Annotated in this window: 22 protein-coding genes; 6 read left to right on the forward strand and 16 right to left on the reverse strand. The window is 67.7% G+C overall.

All coding sequences use genetic code 11. The features are described from left to right. Nucleotides 1-25 precede the first annotated feature (25 nt). Entirely contained in the window at nucleotides 26-1,444 is a 1,419-nt protein-coding gene (locus ASD94_RS12770) for a hypothetical protein (protein WP_056643490.1), read from the reverse strand. Between the two features lie 224 nt (nucleotides 1,445-1,668). Continuing rightward, on the reverse strand, nucleotides 1,669-2,568 hold the full coding sequence (locus ASD94_RS12775; protein WP_056643492.1) for a LysR substrate-binding domain-containing protein: 900 nt from the start codon (nucleotides 2,566-2,568) through the stop codon (nucleotides 1,669-1,671). Nucleotides 2,569-2,729: 161 nt separating this feature from the next. Between ASD94_RS12775 and ASD94_RS12780 the strand changes: the two genes are divergently transcribed. From ASD94_RS12780 to ASD94_RS12790, 3 genes are all read left to right on the forward strand, one after another. Next, nucleotides 2,730-3,356 carry an FMN-dependent NADH-azoreductase gene (locus tag ASD94_RS12780; protein ID WP_056643493.1) on the forward strand — a complete coding sequence of 209 codons (627 nt, stop codon included), beginning with the start codon at nucleotides 2,730-2,732 and terminating at the stop codon, nucleotides 3,354-3,356. Nucleotides 3,357-3,399: 43 nt separating this feature from the next. Further along, entirely contained in the window at nucleotides 3,400-3,711 is a 312-nt protein-coding gene (locus tag ASD94_RS12785; protein WP_056643494.1) for a YciI family protein, read from the forward strand. A gap of 62 nt (nucleotides 3,712-3,773) precedes the next feature. Then, nucleotides 3,774-4,514, forward strand: coding sequence for an alpha/beta fold hydrolase (locus ASD94_RS12790; RefSeq protein WP_156391426.1), 741 nt, complete (start codon nucleotides 3,774-3,776; stop codon nucleotides 4,512-4,514). A 118-nt stretch (nucleotides 4,515-4,632) separates the two neighbouring features. Here ASD94_RS12790 and ASD94_RS12795 read toward each other — a convergent pair whose 3' ends face one another. Then, the gene (locus ASD94_RS12795) at nucleotides 4,633-5,145 is read right to left on the reverse strand and encodes a DUF1993 family protein (RefSeq protein WP_056643496.1); all 513 of its coding nucleotides are present in this window, start codon (nucleotides 5,143-5,145) and stop codon (nucleotides 4,633-4,635) included. Between the two features lie 145 nt (nucleotides 5,146-5,290). Continuing rightward, the gene (locus tag ASD94_RS12800) at nucleotides 5,291-6,568 is read right to left on the reverse strand and encodes an MFS transporter (protein ID WP_056643645.1); all 1,278 of its coding nucleotides are present in this window, start codon (nucleotides 6,566-6,568) and stop codon (nucleotides 5,291-5,293) included. A gap of 65 nt (nucleotides 6,569-6,633) precedes the next feature. Between ASD94_RS12800 and ASD94_RS12805 the strand changes: the two genes are divergently transcribed. The 3 genes from ASD94_RS12805 (at nucleotide 6,634) to ASD94_RS12815 (ending at nucleotide 9,976) form a co-directional block, all read left to right on the forward strand. Continuing rightward, the gene (locus tag ASD94_RS12805; protein ID WP_056643498.1) at nucleotides 6,634-7,581 is read left to right on the forward strand and encodes a helix-turn-helix domain-containing protein; all 948 of its coding nucleotides are present in this window, start codon (nucleotides 6,634-6,636) and stop codon (nucleotides 7,579-7,581) included. 239 nt (nucleotides 7,582-7,820) lie between these two features. Continuing rightward, complete coding sequence (locus ASD94_RS12810; protein WP_056643499.1) at nucleotides 7,821-8,459, forward strand: flavin reductase family protein; 639 nt, start codon at nucleotides 7,821-7,823, stop codon at nucleotides 8,457-8,459. Between the two features lie 110 nt (nucleotides 8,460-8,569). Further along, nucleotides 8,570-9,976: a hypothetical protein gene (locus tag ASD94_RS12815; RefSeq protein WP_056643500.1), complete on the forward strand. Its 1,407-nt coding sequence runs from the start codon at nucleotides 8,570-8,572 to the stop codon at nucleotides 9,974-9,976. A gap of 67 nt (nucleotides 9,977-10,043) precedes the next feature. Here the strand turns inward: ASD94_RS12815 and ASD94_RS12820 are convergent, their stop codons facing one another. The 12 genes from ASD94_RS12820 to ASD94_RS12875 all read right to left on the reverse strand — a co-directional run bounded on the left by ASD94_RS12820 (nucleotide 10,044) and on the right by ASD94_RS12875 (nucleotide 21,004). Further along, nucleotides 10,044-11,129, reverse strand: a complete 1,086-nt coding sequence (locus tag ASD94_RS12820; RefSeq protein ID WP_156391418.1) for an alpha/beta hydrolase — start codon at nucleotides 11,127-11,129, stop codon at nucleotides 10,044-10,046. Between the two features lie 103 nt (nucleotides 11,130-11,232). Next, the gene (locus ASD94_RS12825) at nucleotides 11,233-12,195 is read right to left on the reverse strand and encodes a hypothetical protein (RefSeq protein WP_056643501.1); all 963 of its coding nucleotides are present in this window, start codon (nucleotides 12,193-12,195) and stop codon (nucleotides 11,233-11,235) included. Between the two features lie 192 nt (nucleotides 12,196-12,387). Beyond that, on the reverse strand, nucleotides 12,388-13,005 hold the full coding sequence (lpoB, locus tag ASD94_RS12830) for a penicillin-binding protein activator LpoB (RefSeq protein ID WP_056643504.1): 618 nt from the start codon (nucleotides 13,003-13,005) through the stop codon (nucleotides 12,388-12,390). A 39-nt stretch (nucleotides 13,006-13,044) separates the two neighbouring features. Beyond that, complete coding sequence (locus tag ASD94_RS12835) at nucleotides 13,045-13,443, reverse strand: YcfL family protein (protein ID WP_056643509.1); 399 nt, start codon at nucleotides 13,441-13,443, stop codon at nucleotides 13,045-13,047. A gap of 35 nt (nucleotides 13,444-13,478) precedes the next feature. Next, nucleotides 13,479-15,020 (reverse strand): COG3014 family protein, encoded by a 1,542-nt coding sequence (locus ASD94_RS12840; protein ID WP_056643510.1) that lies wholly within the window; start codon nucleotides 15,018-15,020, stop codon nucleotides 13,479-13,481. A gap of 337 nt (nucleotides 15,021-15,357) precedes the next feature. Continuing rightward, nucleotides 15,358-16,101, reverse strand: a complete 744-nt coding sequence (locus ASD94_RS12845) for a class I SAM-dependent methyltransferase (RefSeq protein ID WP_056643512.1) — start codon at nucleotides 16,099-16,101, stop codon at nucleotides 15,358-15,360. Between the two features lie 10 nt (nucleotides 16,102-16,111). Further along, nucleotides 16,112-17,464, reverse strand: coding sequence for a hypothetical protein (locus ASD94_RS12850; protein WP_056643514.1), 1,353 nt, complete (start codon nucleotides 17,462-17,464; stop codon nucleotides 16,112-16,114). Between the two features lie 234 nt (nucleotides 17,465-17,698). Continuing rightward, nucleotides 17,699-18,616 (reverse strand): ParB/RepB/Spo0J family partition protein, encoded by a 918-nt coding sequence (locus ASD94_RS12855; RefSeq protein ID WP_056643517.1) that lies wholly within the window; start codon nucleotides 18,614-18,616, stop codon nucleotides 17,699-17,701. 39 nt (nucleotides 18,617-18,655) lie between these two features. Then, complete coding sequence (locus ASD94_RS12860; RefSeq protein ID WP_056643519.1) at nucleotides 18,656-18,952, reverse strand: cupin domain-containing protein; 297 nt, start codon at nucleotides 18,950-18,952, stop codon at nucleotides 18,656-18,658. A 26-nt stretch (nucleotides 18,953-18,978) separates the two neighbouring features. Next, the gene (locus ASD94_RS12865; protein ID WP_056643520.1) at nucleotides 18,979-19,518 is read right to left on the reverse strand and encodes an alpha/beta hydrolase; all 540 of its coding nucleotides are present in this window, start codon (nucleotides 19,516-19,518) and stop codon (nucleotides 18,979-18,981) included. A gap of 34 nt (nucleotides 19,519-19,552) precedes the next feature. Further along, nucleotides 19,553-20,365, reverse strand: a complete 813-nt coding sequence (locus ASD94_RS12870; protein WP_056643522.1) for a ParA family protein — start codon at nucleotides 20,363-20,365, stop codon at nucleotides 19,553-19,555. Between the two features lie 24 nt (nucleotides 20,366-20,389). Beyond that, nucleotides 20,390-21,004: a LysE family transporter gene (locus tag ASD94_RS12875; protein WP_056643524.1), complete on the reverse strand. Its 615-nt coding sequence runs from the start codon at nucleotides 21,002-21,004 to the stop codon at nucleotides 20,390-20,392. Between the last annotated feature and the right edge of the window lie 59 nt (nucleotides 21,005-21,063).

The raw sequence follows: 21,063 nt of genomic DNA on the forward strand, positions 1-21,063 counted from the left end.
AGCGGGAACCGCCACAGAAAACAACCTACGGCCGTTCGCGGTCGGCCACGCGGGTGTTCAGCGCAGCCGGTGCATAGCCGGGCAGAAAGGCGCAGCCCTTGCCAAACACGGCCTCCATGCCAGCGCACTGCCGCGCAATGCCCTCGGGCGTGGGCTTGTCGCCCTTGCCCACCCAGCGCAGCAGCGCGGTCATCAGCGTGGGATAGGTGGGGTCGCTCAGGTAGCTGTGGGTGTTGTGCTGGGTGAAGGTCTGTAACAGGCGGTCCGCGCTGCCGCCTTGTGCCATGGTGGCCCGGAAGGCCGCGTCCAGCTCGACAAAGGCCGTGGGGTCATCTACGCCCTTGACGGTGAGCACGGGCACGGGGATGCTGCCAGTCAGGTCCGTGTCCTGCGCAAAGCGGGCCACGGCAGCGGGGTCGGCACGGTAGCGCAGCACGGCGGCGTTGAGGGCGGCGTCGTCGGGCGAGCCCCGGTACTGCACACCCCGGTTGCCAAACGGACTGGCGCCGCCCGTACGGTGCTGCACCACGTCGCGGAAGTGGAAGGTGGCCCAGTTCATGTGGCCCTGGATGGAGCTGACTGGGATGCGGATCACATCCACGATGGTTTTGATTTTGCGCTGCTGCTCGGGCGTGCGCTCGGCAGCGGGCTTATTCAGCGCCAGGCATTCGTTCACGCGCGCGGCCAGGTCCGCCTGCGTCATCGCCGCATCGGCAGGCAGGCCGATGTTCAGCGGGTACTGCGCCTCATTAGGCCGGGGGTGGTTGTTGCACAGGTACTGGTAGACCACGCGCAGGTCGGTGCGGAAGTCGTACGAGCGTGTGCCGCCCGCCAGCACGCCGCTGGTGAGCAGCACGGCGTCGTAGGGGCGCTTGCCGTCGGCCGTGGTCTGGAACATCTCGGCCCCCTTGGCCGCCACGCTGGCGCCCCAGGACTGGCCGTGCAGGATGGTGCGCTGCGGCTGGGCCACATGGCGCACGAAGATCTGGCGTAGACGCTCGGTGTCCTCGGCCGCAGCACGCACCTCCACACCGCCCTGGCGGAAGGTGCTGCCCGCCCAGGCGTACCCCGCGCGGACCATGATGGCCCAGCGCTCCAGGTCTTCCACCGACCGCTCCATCTTCGGCGCGCCGAGTGCCGGGCCTCCGTGGGCGTGCAGCACCAGGTGGCCGTTCCACTGCTGCGGCAGGGCGATCAGGTAGTAGGCGCCAGCACTGTCCCGGCCCGCCAGGCAGCGCGCCAAGTCCGCGAGCTCCGCGGGGCATGTGCTGGCATGGGGCGCCGCCTCGGGCGTTGCGGGTCCTTGCACCGGCGCAGGCGGCGCAGCACCCGCGCAGCCCCAAAGGCTGACACATAAGGGCAGGGCCAGCGCCAAGGCAAGCCCCCGGGCAACCAGGCGGGCGCGGAGCGGGCTGCCGGAGGGATATCGCAGGGTGTGAGGCATGGTACGGGCGAGTAAAAAAGAAAAGGCAAAGTGCGTACCGGCACATCGTAGGGGCGCCGGAGATATGCCGGCTTCGGGCCAACCCGCAGACGATGCCCAGGGGGCGATCTTTTCGATGCTGGACCTTCTGTCGGCAGCACGCGGGGAAGATGCTACTGAGAGACATTGCAGATGTATATCGCGCTGCGCCGCCGCGTGCGCTGTGTAAGCCCTCTTTCCTGGGGCTACGCAGAAGAAGCCGCCTTCGCCACGGCGTGGCGGAACTGCGCTACCCAGGGCCGGGGGTCATCCGCGCGCCACACCAGATGCACGCTCACGCGCAAGTCTAGCCACGGCAGCTCGCGCAGGAGCACGTCCCGTGGTGCATGGGCGGTACCCAGGCTGGCCTGCACTACGGCCAGTCCCAGGCCGGCCCCCACCAGTTGCAGCGCGGACTGCGGGTCTGAGGTTTCGTACACGATGTCGGGTGTGAACCCGGCGCGCTGGCAGCCCGCCAGCAGCGCGGGACGGATGGTATCCACCGGCTGGCGGGCCACGGCAATCCAGGGGCGCTCGTGCAGCTGCGCGGGCTGCAGGTGCCGCACCTTGCGCAGCGGGTCGTCCGGAGGCAGGGCCAGAACCAGGGGTTCATCCACCACCTGGGCGCTGTGCAGCCCGGATGCCTCGGGCGGGGCCCGGTAGGTCAACCCGAGGTCCAGCGTGTGCTGGTGCAGGCGCTCGAACTGCACGCCCGAGCCCAGCCCCTGCAGAGACAGCGCCACCCCAGGGTGCGCGCGCCGGAACCTGCGCAGCGCAGGGCCCAGCACGTTGGCCTGCATCGCCCCTTCCACGTAGCCCACCGCCAGATGCCCGGCCCCCCCGGCGCCGAGGCGGCGTCCGAATGCCTCCACGCGCTGGGCGTTGGCCATCAGCACACGCGCCTCGGCCAGAAAGTCGCGTCCCTCCTGCGTGAGGTGGAGGCGCTTCTTGCTGCGTTCGAACAGCTGCACACCCAGCTGCGCTTCCAGCTGCTGAATCTGCCGGCTCAGCGGCGACTGCGAGATGTGCAGCAGCTCAGCCGCACGGCCCACGTTTTCGGTTTCGGCGACGGCAATGAAGTAACGCAGCTGGCGCAGTTCAAACATGGCGGGTTCAGTCCTTTCAGGTCTGAACTGTCTCACATTCCGTCTTGGACAGGCGCGGCGCGTTTGCGGATCCTTGGGGCCTGGACACCGCGCTCACGCTGCCGGCCGTTCCGGGCCCCGCGCCACCGCTTTTCAACAATCTCTTCCCAACCAGGCATTCCATGCAGATTCTCCATCTCGACTCCAGCATCCTCGCCGACAGCTCAGCGTCGCGCGCACTCAGCCAGGCCATCTTGGCCGGGCTGCTGCGTCAGCACCCCACAGCGACCGTGAACTACCGCGATCTCGTCGCGGAAGCTATTCCACACCTGGACGGCGCCATCGCTGCGAGCTTTCGGCCCATCACGCCACCCGCCCAGGCGGCCACGGCCGTCGAGCACGCGCGTTCGCAAACGCTCGTGGCCGAACTGCTGGCCAGCGACATCCTCGTCATCGGCGCACCGATGTACAACTTCTCGGTGGCCAGCCAGCTGAAGGCGTGGATCGACCGTGTGGTGCAGCCGGGTCGCACGTTCCAGTACACCGGGCAGGGTCCGGTGGGCTTGGCCACAGGCAAACGGGTGTTCATTGCATCAAGCCGCGGCGGCCTGTATTCGAGCGGCGCGCTGGCGCCCCTGGATTTCCAGGAAAGCTACCTGCGCGCCGTCCTGGCGTTCATCGGCATCACCGACGTGCACGTAGTCCGGGCCGAGAACCTCTCCCGCGGCCCCGAGGCGCGGGAGATGTCCATGCGAGGGGCCTACGCCGCCGTGGCCGATCTGTCGCCAGATTCCGCCCCAGCGCACTGAACGCAGCACCGCTACAGCCATTTTCGATCCACAGGAGAACCCCATGCTTTACCTTGTCACCTTGCGCTACATCCGCCCCGTTGAAGAAGTCCACGTGCACCTGGACACCCACCGCGACTGGCTGGTGGAACACACTGGCGCTGGCCGCATCCTGGTGGCGGGTCCGCTGGAGGACCGCACAGGGGGCCTGGTGCTGGCGCGCTGCGAGAACCGCGAGGCACTGGACCAGATGCTTGCGCAGGATTCCTTTGCCCAGCACCGCCTGGTGGAGCACGCTGTGCTCGGCTTTGGCGCTGCCCTGCGCGCCGGGGTTTTTCCGGCAGACTGGGCCCCCGAGGCCAAGGTGGTGGCGTGATGCGCGCATCACCCGTGCCGGGGGCATCCTGGCTCAAACGCTGGCCTGCATCGCTGCTGGTCATGCTGGCGACCAGTTGTGTGGTGCCGCAGACAGCCGCCGGGGCCGGTCCCGCTGCGCCTGGCGTGCGCAACATCGTGCTGGTGCATGGCGCTTTTGCCGACGGATCGAGCTGGGGGGCGGTGATAGAGCGTCTGCAGCGCAAGGGCTATCACGTCACGGCGGTGCAGAACCCGCTGACCTCGCTCGCGGAGGATGTGGCGGCCACACGCCGCGTGCTGGCTCGGCAGACGGGCGACACCCTTCTCGTCGGCCACTCATGGGCTGGCGCCGTCATTACCGAAGCCGGCATGGCCGACAACGTCCGCGGCCTGGTGTATCTCTCTGCACTGGTACCCGACGCAGGTGAATCGGTCGCCGACCTGCTCGCCAGGCTGCAAGCCCCCATGGACGGGCTCGCGCCCGACGCGCAGGGGCTGGTCTGGCTGGACGATCCGGAGGTCTACCGGCATGTCATGGCCGCCGACGTGCCAGCAGCCCGGGCCGCACAGCTGGCGGCTGTGCAGCAGCCGATCTCGGCCCGCGCATTTGGCGACAAGCTGGGTGCCGCAGCCTGGCGTCACAAGCCCAGTTGGTACCTCGTCACGGAGAACGACCAGGCCTTGCCGCCCGGGGCACAGCGCGCCATGGCGCAAGGCATCGGCGCCACGGTGGCCACCGTGCGGTCCAGCCACATGTCGCTGGTGAGCCACCCGCAGGCCGTGGTGGCACTCATCGAGCGGGCGGCGTCGGGCAGGCGATAGAAAGCGCTGACGGGCCATGCCTGCGGAGCAGGGTGTGGGTCTCTTTGGGCGTGAGCGGTTCCGGTGGATGGATGCCGAACCACGATGGTTCAGCAACCACGAAGCCGCTCCGGCGGCATCAAATCTTGCCCATGTAGTCGCGCTTGCCCAGTTCCACGCCGTTGTGGCGGGCGATGGCGTAGGTCGCGTTCACGTGGAAGAAGAACTGGGGCAGGCCGTAGTGCAGCAGGTAGTGTTCGCCCACAAACTGCTTTTCGCGCGGCGTGCCGGGCTGGATGGTGATCTGGCGCGTGGCGGCCTCGGAAAACGCGGCCTGAGGCAGACCTTCGATGAACGTCAGCACGGTGCTGATGCGCTCGTTCAGGTCGGCAAAACCGGGGCGCTCGGCGTCGGGCAGCGAAGGCACCTCCACACCGGCCAGGCGCGCGGCCACGCCTTTGGCAAAGTCGCAGGCGATCAGCACTTGGCGGGCCATGGGGAACATGTCGGGGAACAGGCGGGCCTGCAGCAGCGCGTCCGGCTCGATCTTGCGGGCCGTGGCATGGGCCTCGGTCTTGGCCAGGATGTCCTGAAGCGAGCCCAGCATCTGGCGAAAGACGGGGATGCTGGCGTTGTACATGGGGGTCGTCATGGGCGGTGTCCTGGAAGTGTGTTGAAAACAAAGCGCGCGGCTCTGGGCCCTGCCAACCCGGGCCCCAGCGCCACCGATCGCGATTGCAACACAGGCCCGCGCGGCGTGCTGGGCGCCGTACAGAGCCCCCCGCGCCGTGGGCCCTTCAGGCCGCCGCAGGCACGGGCCGCGCCGCCCGTGCGGCCACGCCCACCCCCACCAGCGCCGCCGACACCACGCTCAGGCCCAGAGTCAGGGCCGAGCCGTAGAAGATGCCCGCCGTCATGCCGTGGTCCAGCATGGCGCCGAACACCGGGGCCGCCAGGCAAAAGCCCAGGTCCAGGCCCGAATACACCGTGCCATACACGCGGCCCGTGGCACCGGGGGGCGCGGCGCGTTTGATCAGCATGTCGCGCGAGGGGCCGGCCAGGCCTGTGCCCAGCCCTGCCACCGAGGCCACCACCAGCGCCACCATGCCCGGCAGCAGCCCGGAGGCCACCACCACCAGCAGCGCGGCCGAGCCCAGCAGGCACACGGAGATGATCTTCTCCAGCCGCTGCACACGGCCCACCAAAAAGCCGCCCACCAGCATGCCCGCCGCACCGCACAGCATGTAACCCGTGACCACCATGGCCGTCACGCTCAGCGGCAGGCCGTACATGGACTGCAGCGCCGGGCTGGCAAAGCTCTGGATGGCGCTCAGTGCGCAGGTGCTCCAGAAGAAGAACGAGAAACACAGCCACACCGAGGGCAGCTTGAGGAAGGCCATGGGGTGCTCGGGCTGGGCCGCCGCTGCGCCGCCCTTGGCCTGGTGCGCCCAGGCGCCCTTACGGTCGTCAATCGCATCGCGGTTCCAGACCATGATGGCCAGCACCGTGAGGGCCAGCAGGCCGCCGCACAGGCAGGCCGTGCGCCATGAGCCTGTGGCCGTGGCAATGCCCGCCATGAACACCGGCGCCGTCGCCCAGCCCAGGTTACCGCTGATGCCGTGCACCGAAAAACCATGCCCCAGGCGCTGTGGCGACACGCGTTTGTTCAGAATCGTGAAGTCCACCGGGTGGAACGGCGCATTGCCCAGCCCGGCCAAAGCCGCCGCCAGCAGCAGGCCCGTGTAGCCCTGCGCCGTGCCCGCCGCCAGGCCCGCGGCCGCAAAACTCGACAGCGCAAAAAACATCACCGGCCGCGCGCCCACGCGATCCACCAGGAAGCCCGACAGCGCCTGCCCCACGCCCGAGATCACGAAGAACACCGACACCAGCAGACCCAGCTCGGAATAGCTGAAGCCGAACTCCCCGATCAGCCACGGAAACAGCGGCGGCAGCAGCATGTGAAAGAAGTGCGAGCTGCCGTGGGCCAGGCCGATGAGGCCGATGGTGCGGGCGTCCTGCCGCAAGGGGACGGGGTTGGCAGTGGTGGCGGTAGCGCCGGAGGTGGAAGCAGTCATGGTCTCGATCTTAGGCAGCATGGCCTCGGCAGGTTTACGATAGGCAGACAACTTCTATCGCAAACATGCCAAACCCGCCCACTGAACTCGCCGCGCCCGCCGAACCGGGGGGGGAACACTTTGCGGCCCAGGCCGTGTCCCGTGCGCCCGGTGGCAAGCCGCGCGGCATGTCGTACGTGGACTCGCTCACGCCCGAGCTGTTTGTGCCCACAGCCGCCCGGCCGGTGCGCGCCAAGCTGCGCTGGCTGGCCGCCGACACGCAGGTCATGCCCCACAGCCACCCGTGGGCGCAGGTGGCGATCTCGACCACGGGCGTGATCCGCCTCACGGTGAACCACGGCACCTACATCGTGCCGCCATCGCGCGCGCTGTGGATTCCGCCCGGCGTGGAACATGCCGTGACCATGGTCGAAGACGCCGACCTGCGCACGCTGTACTTCCACCAGCCCCGGAGCCGCTGTGGCCCCGGCGTGCCACGCGACCAGGAAGACGCCTGGCGCCAGTGCCGCGTGCTGGAGGTGTCCGACCTGCTGCGCGCCCTAGTGCGCGAGATGCCCACCGCGCCCGACGGCGGCCCCGCGATCAGCCCCACAGACCTGCGGCGCGAGCAGCATTTGAGCGCCCTGGTGCACGACGAACTGGCCCGCGCCGCCGCCGTGAAGCTGGGCGTGGACCTGCCGCAGGACAAGCGCCTGCGCCACCTGTGCGAGGCCGTGCTGGCCGACCCCACGCGCCACGACACCCTGGCCGACTGGGCGCAGGACACAGGTGCCAGCCCCCGCACCGTGGCGCGCCTGTTCCGCTCCGAACTGGGCAGCACCTTCACCCAGTGGCGCCAGCAGGTCATCCTGGCCAAGGCCGTGTCGCTGGCCGCCGGGCGCATGCCCATGGGCCAGATCGCCGCCGAGCTGGGCTACAGCGCGAGCGCCTTCAGCGCCATGGTGCGCAAGTCGGTGGGGCAGCCGCCGGGGCGGTTTCTGGGGCAGCAGCAGCCAGCGGCCGTGGTCCCGTAACCCCCGTGCGGTGCGTGCAGCCGAGGCTGCCGGGCGTTACGGCATGGCCTCGCCGCACAGGGCCTTAGCCAGGGTATACAGGCGCTCCATGAGCCCTATTTGCCTGCTATTGCCCCTGTGCGCCAGAAACATATGCCCAAGCAGCTATTAAAAAGTGAGCATACAGATACCCCGATGACTGCAGCGTACCGCGTCCGCCGCTAAGGTGTCAGCTTGTTCGCCCCACCCTGCCGAGCCCCATGACCAGTCCACAGTCCCCACGCACCTTCCACAGCTACGAACCCCGCCAGGGCCACGGCCTGCCGCACGACCCGTTCAACGCCATCGTGGGGCCGCGCCCCATCGGCTGGATCTCCACGCAAAGCGCCACAGGCGCCACCAACCTGGCGCCGTACAGCTTCTTCAACGCGTTCAACTACGTGCCGCCCATCGTGGGCTTTGCGAGCATTGGCTACAAAGACACGGTGCGCAACGTGCAGGCCACTGGCGAGTTCGTGTGGAACCTGGCGACACGCGACCTGGCCGAGGTGATGAACCAGAGCTGCGCCGCCGTGCCGCCCGAGGTCAGCGAGTTCGACCTGACCGGCCTCAACCCCCTAACCTCCACCCGCGTGCGCCCGCCGCGCGTGGCAGAAAGCCCGGTCACCTTTGAATGCCGCAGCACGCAGATCCTGCAGCTGCAGGGGGTGGACGGAGCACAGGTGGACACCTGGCTGGTGCTGGGCGAGGTGGTGGCCGTGCACATCGACACCGCCCTGCTGAAAGGCGGTGTGTACGACACCGCGAACGCAGGGCACATCCTGCGCGGCGGCGGCCCGGCGGACTATTTCACGGTGGGGCCGGAGCAGTTGTTCAGGATGTACCGGCCGCGGCCCTAACTGCAGCCAGCAAGTAACAGGCTGTCACGCGATGGCCCTGGCATCCCATGGGGCTTTGCGCTATACCCACCTGTCGGGAGGCCGTTGCCCTCCCCCCGTCCGGAGACCCCATGAAGTTCGCACGCGCAACCCTTGCCTGCCTGTCGGCCGCCCTGGTGCCACTGGCCATGGCCGGACCACCGCTCATCGGCAACTGCCCGGTACTGCCGCCAGACCATCTCTTCAACACGCCCATCGACACCTTGCCGGTGCACCCGCAGTCGGCGGCGTTCCTGCAAACCATCAGCAGCACCCCCCGGCGTCTGCACCTGGACCTGGGCCAGACCGAAGACATGCGCAGCCCCGAGTACTGGGGTATCCCGTACAACGTGGTGCAAGGCCGCAGCTTTACATGGCCCTCGGTGCACTTTGACGGCGACGGCGCGCCCGACGAAAGTGACTGCGCACGCAGCGACAGCAGCCTGGCACGGCCCTGTACCGGTCTGCGCGAGCCAGCCCGGCTGCCAATTCCACTCCAACCGCTGGTAGAGGGCGGCATCAGCGGGAACAAGGCGGTTTACAACGACCACCACATCCTGGCCGTGGACACCGACACCTGCATGTTGTGGGAAAGCTACCTGAGCTACACACGGCCCGACGGCGGCTGGGACATCTACAGCAGCGCCGCCTTTGACCTGCGCTCCAACGCCCTGCGACCCGTAGGCTGGACCTCGGCCGATGCAGCCGGGTTTCCGATGCTGCCGCTCTTGTTGAAGGCCGATGAAGCCAGCGCGGGCGACATCCGCCATGCGCTTCGCTTCACCATCCAGAGCCACAAGATTCGCACCAGCTACGCCTGGCCCGCCCGGCATCTCACACGCAACGGGGACGCATCCGCCACCAAGCCCCCCATGGGCCAGCTGTTTCGGCTGCGGGCAGACTACCCCGTTCCCGAGACCTACACGGTGCAAGCCCGGGCCATCCTGCGGGCGCTCAAAACCTACGGCATGTACATCGCCGATGGTGGTTCGGACATGTACATCACCGGCGACCCCAGCCGCCTGTGGAGCGATGCCACCATCTCGCAGGTCCAGTCCGTGCCGCACACGGCTTTCGAGGCGGTGGACCTCAGTCCGGTCATGGCCCAACCCGGCTTTGACAGCGACAGTGCGCGGGTACCGTACACAGGCGCCAGCCCCGTGTTTTCAGCCTCCGTATCGGGTCCGCTGCAGCAGCTGAACCTGTGGGCGGCGATCCAGGTTTCGGCCCCCGACGCCGGGCGCGCCGGAGGCCTGTACGTGGCTGCCCTGGTACCTGGCACGGGACTGTTTGCGCTGTCGCCCGGAGGTTGGGTGCCTGTGGCGGATGTCAACCTGCCCGCAGCCAGCCGCGCCATGCTGGGCAGCCAAATGGTGCCCATCCTGGCGGCAGCCGATGTGTCTGACTTGCGCGGCACGCAGGTGTTTGCGGGCTATGGCATATCACCCAGCGAGATGCTGGAGCGCGGGACGTTTGGGCAGATCTACACCGTGCCGTGAGAGACCGCCGACAGGGTCGGTCCGGAGTCCGTTCAGGGCACGGTGGCCTGGCTGGCCGAGGCGGGCGTCACTGCGCAGGCGCGGGTACGCCCTGAGCGCCCAGCAGCGGCGCACACAGACCTGCTGTGGGGGCCCGCGCCCACTGCTCCATCCAGGCCCACACCTGCTGCACACCGTCCTCCGCGCCCTCGCTGGCATCGCGGCGTTGCAGGCCATGGTCGGCGCCGTCGATACGCCGCGCGCAGTAGGGCTCGGTGCGGGCGGATGCCAGCACCGCAAAGCGCTCGTACGCTGCCTGCGGCACCAGTGCGTCATCCCCGCCCCACACCTGCATCAGCGGCCAGGGGCTTTGCACCAGCGGCAAGGCCAGCGGCCAGTGCCACAGGTCACTCCAGTAGCCCAGGCTGCGGCCTTGCAGCACGGTGCTGTCGGGCATGCGCGCCCTCAGGGAACGACCTAGCGCGTCCCAATCAGCCTGGGCACCCAGGCGTTGTGCCTGCAGCGCGCCCGCCTCCTGTGGGTCCAGGCCGCTGGATGCGAGCACCACCAGGCCCGCGAGTCGCGGCACCTCTGGCGCAAGGGCCACCAAGAGCTCCGCACCTTCCGAAATGCCCACCAGCAGTTGCGGCAGCGCAGGGGCACCATCGCGTTCGCGCTGCAGAGCATCAGCCTGTAGCGCGGCGCGGGCGTGCGCAACCCAGGCCGACAACCGGTCTTGCTGCACAAAGTCGGGCCCGCAGTCTGCAGATTCTGTGCGGGCTTGAGGGTCTACACCGGGCTTGTGCAGCACCAGCACCTGGGCATGCAGCAACCCGGCAAAGTAGCGGTCAGCGATGGAACCCATGCCGGCACAACCTGAGCCGGGAATCACGATCACCCGATAGCGCAGCGGCGGCGTGCGTTCTTTGCGCTGCAGGGCCTGCAGCGTGGCCCCTTGCGCACCCGGCAAAGGCCAGAATGTGAAGGGCGACAAGACATCAGGCACCGGCGCTGCGGTTCGCGCTGCACCAGCACCGGTGCTGGACGGATCGGTGCCATACACCTGGGCCAGCGATTCAGAGACCGCAGCCGCAAAGAAGGTCTGGGGCGGTTGGGTGCACCCCGCCACCACGCCCGCCAGACCCACCAGGAGAGGCGCAAAAAAAGCCAGCACATGGCTGGCGTTGGTGAATCGACGCGCCCTAGGTGCCGCCGCAGTGTGCGGCGCAGGGGCAAGGCAGTGCATCGTCCTCAAGAGACTGTCAAAAAAATCTTGGCTACTTGAGGATCAGCACCTGCTCGGGCTGCTGGGGCTGCGGCACGGGCATGGGTTGGCCGCCCTGCTGGTACACCACGGGCGGGCGCACGCCGCGCGCCAGGTTAGCGTCGGTGTAGCCCAGCTGCATGGCGAGCTGCTGGTACACGTCCTGCGCCAGCGACAGCGAGGTTTCACGCATCACCTTGGCCCGGTTGGGGGGTGCAATGTCGCCACGGATCGACAGGATCTTGGTGTCGTTGCCTTCGCCCTGGGCGGAGAACGCGGCCTTGATCTCGTAGGTCTTGGTGTTGATGAGCGAGAAGTCCGCCAGCAGCTGCAGGCCGTACTGGCGCGTGGCGCTGGTGGTGCCCTGCAGGGGCGAGAGCGCATCGGTGAACTCGATGCTGGACACCACGCCAAACAGCACGTAGTCGGCGCCGTTGAACTCACCCTTCTTGATGCGGGTGATCACATCGTTGACCTGGGGCTGTGCTTGCGGGGTAGCCATCTTGCCGCCCTGCACCTGGTTGAGCACCTGCTCGGCCTTGCTGGGCTGGGGTTTGCCCGCGTCAAAGCCCTTGCCCTGCACCAGGCGGAAATACGTGCCCTGCAGGATGGCGCCCTTGATGTCGTTGGTGTAGCCGCCCAGCTCGCGCTGTTCGATGTAGCTGTAGCGCCCGGCCACATACGTGCCGCTGGCCTGCTCGGACGCCTGCATGGACTGCTGACCCGAGTACGAGCCCCCACCGCCGTACATGCCGTGGCTGTAGCCGCCGCCCTGGCTGCCCTGGGCGCTCATCTGGCTGCTGCGCTGGTAGGTGCCCGCCATGAAGTACTCGGACACGCGCTGGGCGTAGGCCAGGTCGGTCACGGCGATGCGGGGGGCGGCGCCGGGCTGCTGCGCCTGCGCGCCGGTGCCCCAGGCCAGCGTGGTGGCCGCGATCACGGCCAGGGCCGTGTGGAGGGTGATTCTGCGTTGCATGGTGTGCTCCTTGTGAGCTAACGGAAAGTCATGAATTCATCGAGCGATGTGGCTTCAGCACCGACATCCTTCGAAACTGGCGCGGCCCAGGCCAGCGGCCGCCGTGCAAGGGCCGCCCCGCCGCACTGGCGGCGTCCCCCTTCCCGGCGAAGCCGAGAGAAGGGGGAAGGCGCGCAGCGCCTCAGGGGGATGTCACCGCTTACTTGTCTTCCGGATTTCCTTTTCGTCCTGCCACTCGATCGTGCCTTCCTGCACATCAAACAGCTTGAGCGTGAACTTGTAGTAGACGTCCTTGGTGGCGTTGTTCTGCTTGACGATGCTGGTCAGCTCGCCTTCCATGCTGTACTTGGCGGCCGTCATCTGGCCCACCTTGGCAGTGGTGCCCTGCTTGTACAGGCCGCTCTGATTCTGGCGCTGCAGCTCGTCCACGCCCGCTTGCATCTCGTTGATGGAACGCACGAAGCGCACCTTGCCCGACTTGACCAGCGCGGTCTGGATCGAGTTCATCACGTTGGTGGTGTCGATGTATTCGCTGGTCTTGTTCTTCACGGTGGAGATCGTCACCGTGGGGCGGCCCTGGAAGATGCCGGTTTCGAGCAGACCGCCTGTCATCTTCTCGGCAATCATCTGCAGGTCGGTGGAGCCGAATTCGTTGGTCACCAGCTCGACAGCCTTGGCGTCACCGTAGTTGACCTGGCGGTCAAAACGCACGGTGGGCGAAGACAGGTTCTGGCAGGCCGACAGGGCCAGGGTGCTGGCCGCAAAGGCCAGGATCAGCGCGCTGCGCTGGATGCGGTTCTTGGTTGTCATGGTTTTACTCCTCACTCAAACAGGGATTGGTGCGGCGCGTCAGCGCGGCTCCACATTCATTTCCAGGCGCAGGTCCACGGCGGCGCTGGTGGGGGCCACGCTCTTGACGGTCTGCTGGCCCAGGCCGAGCACGCTCATCTGCTTCCAGGATTCGCCGTCGCCCACCTGGTTGCCCACGTTGTCCAGCCACTTGAAGCGGTAGAACACGGTGCGGTCGGTGCGGCCCATGTTGGCCATGTCGGCCTGCACGACCAGGATGTCGTTCTTGCGCACGATGCGCATCTCCCGCACGGCGATGCTGTTGGCTTCGCCGCGCAATGCGACCTTGGAGGCCACAGCCAGCGGTGTGGCGGGGTCATGCAGTTGGGCGCTGGCACTGCCAGCCAGGGCCATCAGGGCCGCGCACAGCGCTGCGGGGACAACAAAACGGTTTCTCATGCCGGAGGCTCCTTGAATGGGGTCAGAAACAGGGGTCAGTTCTTGGCGGCCGCGGCGGGCTGGGCGGCCGTGGGCTTGACGGTGGACGAGGGCACGGTGCGGGCGCGGTTGTTGTTGGTGGTGCGCACCGGGGCGGCAGGCGCCGCAGCAGCGGCTGCGGGGGCCGGCTGGGGTGCAGCCGCCAACGTAGGCAACTGGCCCAGCATGGCCACGTCGCCGGTCAGCACGCTGTTGTCATACATGCGCAGGGGCACCAGGGCGTACTGGCCGTCGATCTTGATCGGCTGAGGCAACTGGCGGCCATTGATGGTGACGGTGTGCTCACCAGGAGGCAGGTAGCCACGGGCCACATACACGCGGCCGGGCAGCATGCGCCACAGGCGGTCATCGGCCTGCTCGGTAGCCACCGAGGCAGCGGCACCAATCAGGCCGCCGATCAAGCCGCCACGCTTTTGCAGCTCGTTCTGCAGCACGCCCTTGGCCACGGCCCGGGTGAAGCCGCGCAGCACCATGCCGGGCATTTCGTCCTTGAGCGCACGGCGCGCCATCACGTTCACGTCCACCACCTTCTCCAGCTTGAGGTCGGTGCCGGCGGCCGAGACCACCGTCAGGGGCGCGTCCTTGGAGGGCTCGATGACGGGGTAGGAGATGCTGGCGGTGACCAGACCACGGCCCGTGGGCACGGGAATGGTGAAGGCCTTGGGCTTGCGTGCGGGCGCGTCACCGGCTTCGACGATAAAGAGCACATCGGTCATGCGCTGGCGGCGCTTCCAGGTAAAGCCCGTGCGGTTGTCCAGGCCGCGCAGGCCTTCTTCGAGCACGGGGGTGTCTGGCTTGAGCTCGATGGCCTTGCGGTAACCGGGCGCGGCCAGGCCGGGCTCGTTGAGCATTTCGTAAAGAAAGCCGGCCAGGTAGTGGCTCAGGGCGTTGGAGTAGCCGTTCTTGAGGGCCAGCACCTCGGGGTCGTTGAGGGTCTCCACGGGGTAGCCGTTCAGCTCTTTGCCGCCCGATGTGGCGCCCTTGGACTTGGCCTCTTCTTCGGCCGCCAGGGTCTCCTTGGAGCGGAACTCGGCAATGATAGCTTCGCGCTCGTGCGTGCGCTTGATGTCCACACGGGCGTTTTCAAAATCGCCCACGGCCATGCGGTTGAGTGCCAGGCGCGTGGTCAGCCACACCTTTTCATAGTCCTGGCCTTCGTAGACCTTCAGGCGCTCGCTCACCAGGGCTGCGCCCACGGTGCCCATCAGCTTGGAGGGGTTGGTCTTGGCGGTTTCTTCCCATTCCTTGACCTTGTTGTCGGCCAGCAGGAAGGCGTTGGTGCTGTCAGGGTAGCGGCGGTCCATGCGCAGCAGCTCGCCGCGCTCCATGTTGAAGAGCAGCGCCGTTTTTTCTTCTTCGGTCTTGGCCGTGCTCTCCAGGCTGGCCAGCGCGGCAGGGATGCCGCCACTGCGCCCGGCGGTCTGCATGTCAGTGGCCGTTTTGTCGTGGCTCTGCATGGTGGCGCAGCCGGTGAGGGCAGCGCTCAGCGCCAGCACCCACAGCAGGCGCGGACGGAAACGGGATGGGTGGGCGGTCATGGATGCTCCTTGCAGATCGGTCGGTTGCTCACCAGAAACACCCCGCGCTTCCCACGCGCAGCCGCGCAACAGCCCCGCCCAAAGGAGGGTGCAGCGAATACGGCGCGCATGGTGGAAGTCCGGTCAAGGCGGGTGCTGGCAGCGCGTGCGCCCCCTCCCGGTGCGAATACGTGCTGTGTGCGGCCCCCCTGTGGCTGTGAGTTTCTTGGTTGTTGTGTATGGGGTTGTAGCCAGCCGCGCAATGTAGCAAAAGGTTGTGTCTTTTCTGTAACGGTGTGTGGGGCCCGCAACACACATGAACACGCGGACCAGCGTCCTTGTTGCTCGCATCGCATGGTCAGTCCTCCCCACGCAAACGCGGCATGCGGTACAGCCACACCACCCGCCCGCCAGGGGCGCGCAGCTGGGCGCTGGGCAGCCAGCTAGGCACCGCAAACTCCAGGCTCACCAGCCAGGCACCGGGCGCCAGCTCGGCCTGGGCCTTGGCGGCCGCGCGGGCCATGCTCTCGGGCCGCTGGAACAGGTACACCATCTGGTAGGCGCTCCAGTCGGCCTTCCACATGTCGGCACGCTGCACCCGGGCCCAGGGGCAGCGCAAGGCGCACAGCAGGCGCAGCGGCCAGCTCCACTCCAGCCCGTCGAGCTGGGCGGCAGGGTAGGCATGGCGCAGCGCCTTGAGGCCATCGCCCAGGCCACAGCCCGCATCGAGCACGCGCGCCCCGACGGACAGCGGCGCCTGCACGGCCAGGGACTGCAGCGCGTGGCGCGGCGTGGGAAACAGGGGCGCATCGCGCCACGCATTGAGCGGGTAGACCAGCAGCAACAGCGACAACGGCACCAGCCACGCCCACGTGGGCAGGCTGGCTGCCCCGAGCAACGCCAGCGACAACGGGAACCCGGCGGCAATCAGCCCGCGCCGCCACCAGCTGTCGCCCAGCACACTGGCCGCCGTACCCAGCAGGCAGGCCACCAGCAAGGCGGCCACCGGTGGAACCGCACGCTGCAGCGCCACAAAGACCAGCCACGCACACCCCCACGCCGCCAGTGCGGGCAGGGGCCAGGGCATGCGCAGGGCGAGCATGGTTCCGTTCTCAGCGGCCAAAAATGCCGCGCAGCAGATTGACGGGGTTGACCACGTTGCCGGCGTCCGTGCCGCCGTCGCCCGCAGGCGACTGGCCTGCAGACGCACCGCCCATGCCGCTGGAATAGGCACCTGTGCCGCCCGACGGTGCGGCGGGTGCTGCGCCCATGCCGCTACGGCGCCCCTGCATCTCCTCGCCCAGCATGGCCATGGTGTGCGACTTCACACGCACGCGCACCGACCATTCAGGCTCCCACGCGGCCTTGGGGTCGGCCGGGCGGGGTGGGTACACGATGTGGCTTTCGCCGCCGTAGGCCATCATGCGCAGCATGGGCGTGGCATCGCGCCCGCCGCCCGCAAAGATGCCCTGGGGGATGGCGCACTGCGTGGTCTCGGGCTGCAGCAGCACGCGCTCCTTCAGCCAGCGGTCGATGGTGGCGGGCGAGAGGTAGTCGAACAGGCCCATGCCGGTGTCTGGCGTCTCGGCGCTGGACCACATGATGAGGTCGTCCCCGCTTTGCGACATGGCGTGCAGGTAATAGGCGCGCGCATTGCGCACGGGCTGCCAGCTGGTGCCCATGCTGTCCTGCGGCTTGCCGGTGGTGCGCAGGTCGATGGCGGGCATCAGGTCCTGTGCCGCGCCCAGCGTGAACTTCATCGAGGCAGGCACGCCATCGCCACGCACCTGGTGCTCGCCCACCACCGAGCTGTCCCGCGACAGGCTGACCTGGTTGCGTTCGTTGGGGTACAGCGCATAGGCCGGGCCCACGCGCGGGCCCCGGTCCGGCACGGCACGGCCCGCGAAGGCCTGGGCGTAGTCGGAGGGCTTGGCACGCGCCAGATCGATCACGCGGGGCTGGCCTGCACGCACCGCGCTACCGCAGCCCCAGTACAGCAGGATGCGGCCCTTGGGCTGCTGTTGCTGGTACTCACGCGGCACTTCGCCCGGCTCGGTCTGCGTGGGCTGGGCACGCGGCGGGATCAGCGGCAGGGACTCGCCCATGCGCATGCCCGGCGGGATGGACTGGCTGGCCTCGACGCCGGGGCGCAGGCTGTTGTGCAAGGCGATATCGATGACCCGCGGCGGCATGATGGACATGGCGCGTGCGTTGCCGTACGACGTGTTGCTGCCGCCCCCCATACCCGCCGCAGCGCCACCGCCCATGCCCCCCATGAGGCCGCCGAGCATGCCGCCGCCACCGGGCAGGCTGTCCATCTCGGGCATGCCGGCCATGGTGCCGGTGGACAGGTCCATCCACAGCTGCACCTTGGGGGCTTTGGTGTTTTGGGCCTGGGCGCCCAGGCTGGCGATGCATAGGCCAACGGCCAGGCTGGCGGGGGTCAGAAAGCGCAAAGGGGTCATGGGTCTGCTCCAGGAGATACGTGGATCACCCGGCAAACCATCGTGGGCCGCAAAGCGGCTTCGTCGCCGCCCTGTGAAGAGGCCTTGCGGTCAACCCGGGTGTGTTGAACGCAGCGCAGTGTAGGCCCCGCAAGGACGCATTTTGCCCCTGCAAGTTACTTGTGGAAACCGTTTATGTGCGCTATTTCACGCCATCTTGCGCGGCGACAGGCCGCGCCTGCGCAGAATGATCCGTCAGCCGCGCAGGCGGTCGATCAGCCCGTTCAAAGCCTCCAGCGACCCGAACTGGATCGCCAGCTCGCCCATGTCTTCCACCCGGCCGTGGCGCTTGACGCGTTTTTTCACGCGCACCTCGACCTCGGCCATGAGCAGGTCCGAAAGCTCTTCTTCCACGCGCTTCAAGTCGCGCGACTTTTCCTTCTGGGGCTTTTGCGGCACCAGGCTGAACTCGGCGCCGATCTTTTTGACCAAGGCCTCGGCCTCGCGCACCGACAACTTCTTGGCCGCGATCTGGTTGCCCGCCGTGATCTGTGCGGCGCGGTCCAGCGACAGCAGCGCACGCGCATGGCCCATGTCGATGTCGCCCGCCATCAGCATGGTCTGCACCGGCTCGGCCAGATTCAACAGGCGCAGCAGGTTGCTGGCGGCGCTGCGCGAGCGGCCCACGGCCTGCGCAGCCAGCTCGTGCGTGAGGCCAAACTCCTTGACCAGGCGCTGCAGGCCCTGGGCTTCTTCCAGCGGGTTGAGGTCTTCGCGCTGGATGTTTTCGATGAGCGCCATGGCGGCGGCCGACTCGTCGGGCACATCACGCACCAGCACCGGCACCTCGGCCAGGCCCGCCAAGCGCGAGGCGCGAAAGCGCCGCTCGCCCGCGATGATTTCGTACTTGCCCGCATGCTCCCCGCCCGTGAGGCGCCGCACCAGGATGGGCTGCATGATGCCCTGGGCCTTGATCGACTCGGCCAGCTCGTACAGCGCGCCCTCGTCCATGCGCGTGCGCGGCTGGTACACCCCCGGCACCAGTTCGGACAGCGGCAGGCTGCTGGGCAGACCCGCTTCGGCGGCCTGGGCCTGTTCCACTTTGTCTTCGACCTTGGGGCCCAGCAGGGCTTCCAGGCCTCGGCCGAGGCCCTTGGGTTTTTTGGTGACCATGAAATGCGTCTCGCGAAAGGAAAAAGTAAAGGGGAAGAATCAGCGGTCGATGATGACCAGCGTGCCGTGGCTGCCGGGCGCCACGGCGTGGGGCACGCCTGCGGGCACGATGAACACCTCGCCCGCGTTCACCTCGGTGACCTGCCCTTGCAGGGCGAGGCGCATGCAGCCGTCCAGCACCAGCAGCGCTTCGTCAAAGTCGTGCGACTCGTCGGGGTAGGCCGCGTCGTCCATGCGCAGCACCTTGAGGTTGGCGCCCGCAGCACGACCCACCACCGTGGAGTTCCAGGCGCGGGGCAGTTGATCGGCAATGGCGGCGAGAGAGATTTTGGACATGGCTCGGAAACAGGCCGTTGTGCGGCTTACGCCGTGGCGAGCTGCATCAGCCAGCCCCGCCCCTCGTCCCAGTCGCCCAGCCCGGATTCGGCATTGATGTGCCCGCGCTCGCCATAGTCCACCCACCGCGCACCCCAGGCCTGCGCCAGCCCTTCGGCGCGCTCGAAGCTGCAATACGGGTCGCTGCGGCTGCCCACCAGCACGGCGGGGAACGGCAGAGGCTGGCGTGCAATGGGCGCCCAGCCGTGGATCTGCGCTGCCAGGTCGGGCCGCTCCACATCGCCTGGCGCTACCAGCAGCGCGCCACGCACCTTGTCCGCGTGCCGGGTGTGCGCCGCCCACCAGGCGGTGAGTATGCAGCCCAGGCTGTGCGCCGCCAGCACCACGGGGCCGTCGGCGTCGGCCACGGTTTCTTCCAGGCGCGCGGACCAGTCGCCGCGCAGCGGGCGCATCCAGTCGTGCTGCTCCACGCGCTGGTATCCGTGCGCAGCCTCCCAGCGGCTTTGCCAGTGGTCGGGGCCGGAGTTCTGCCAGCCGGGCAGCAGCAGGATATTGGAGGCTTTCATTACTATCAATTTAATAGCTAGCAGCGCATATCATTCAAGCACCTGCGGCCATTTTGGCCATGGAAGAGGCTGCGGCAGGCATGCTTTGCACCCGCTCGACCATTTCCTGCGCAAACTCCACAAAGGCCTGGCTGCCCTTGGCCGCCGGGTCGAACACCACACCGGGCAGCCCATAGCTGGGCGCCTCGGCCAGGCGCACATTGCGCGGGATCACGCTGTTGAACACCTTGTCGCCAAAGTGGCCCTTGAGCTGGTCGCTCACCTGCTGCTGCAGCGTGATGCGCGGATCAAACATCACGCGCAGCAGGCCGATGATCTGCAGGTCGGCATTGAGGTTGGCGTGCACCTGCTTGATGGTGTTGACCAGATCGGTCAGGCCTTCGAGCGCGAAGTACTCGCACTGCATGGGCACGATCACGCCGTGGGCGCTGCACAGGCCGTTGAGGGTGAGCATGCTCAAGGACGGCGGGCAGTCGATGAGCACAAAGTCAAAGTCGGCATCCGCCTCGGCCAGCGCAGCCTTGAGGCGCTTTTCGCGGTGCTCCAGCGTCACCAGCTCCACCTCGGCGCCCGCCAGCTCGCGGTTGGCGCCCAGCACCCAGTAGCCACATTTGTCCGACAGCACGGCCGCCTCCTTGACCGAAGCGGATTCGAGCAGCACGTCGTACACCGTGAGGTCGAGGCTGCGCTTGTCCACGCCCGAGCCCATGGTGGCGTTGCCCTGCGGGTCCAGGTCCACCATCAGCACACGCTGGCCGATCTTGGCCAGGCCCGCAGCGAGGTTGACAGTGGTGGTGGTCTTGCCCACCCCACCCTTTTGATTGGCAACGCAAAAGATCTTGGCCATATGGGTGCTGCAGTTCGTGTGGTGTTATTTGGAGATGGCCAGCTTGATGCCAAAGCCGATCAGGAAGACGCCCGCGGTCTTTTCCAGCGCGCGGCCGATGCGCGGGTTGGCGCGCATGCGCTCGGCCAGGTGGTGCGTGAGCAGCACGGCCGTCAGGCCATACAGGAAAGTCAGCACCGCCACGGTGGCCGCCATCACGCCAAAGGTCAGCATGCCCTGGTGCCGGGCTGGGTCCACAAACAGCGGAAAGAACGCCATGTAGAACACGATGGCCTTGGGGTTGAGCAAGGTGATGAGCCCGGCCTGCTTGAAGTAGTGGCGCGGCTCGATGTTCAGCACGGGTGCATCGCCGGGCTTTGCGGTGAGCATCTTGAAGCCCAGCCACGCGAGGTAGGCCGCGCCCAGCCACTGCACCGCGTGGAAGGCCGTGGGGTACGTAGCCAGCAACGCGGCCACCCCAGCCACCGCCGCCCACATCAGCACCTGGTCGCCCGCAATCACGCCCATGGTGGCGGCCATGCCGCCCCGGATGCCACCCTTGCTGGTGGAAGTGATGAGCGCCAGATTGCCAGGGCCTGGGATGAGCAGAAACAACACAATGGCAGCGACAAAGGCGCCGTAGTCTGCGATGCCGAACATGGTTTCTCCTGGTGCGCGGGGAGGGTGCGATGGGAAGAAGCACCCGGGTGAGCAGCCGA

It is taken from the genome of Acidovorax sp. Root70 (genome assembly GCF_001428225.1).
GTDB lineage: Bacteria > Pseudomonadota > Gammaproteobacteria > Burkholderiales > Burkholderiaceae_C > Acidovorax.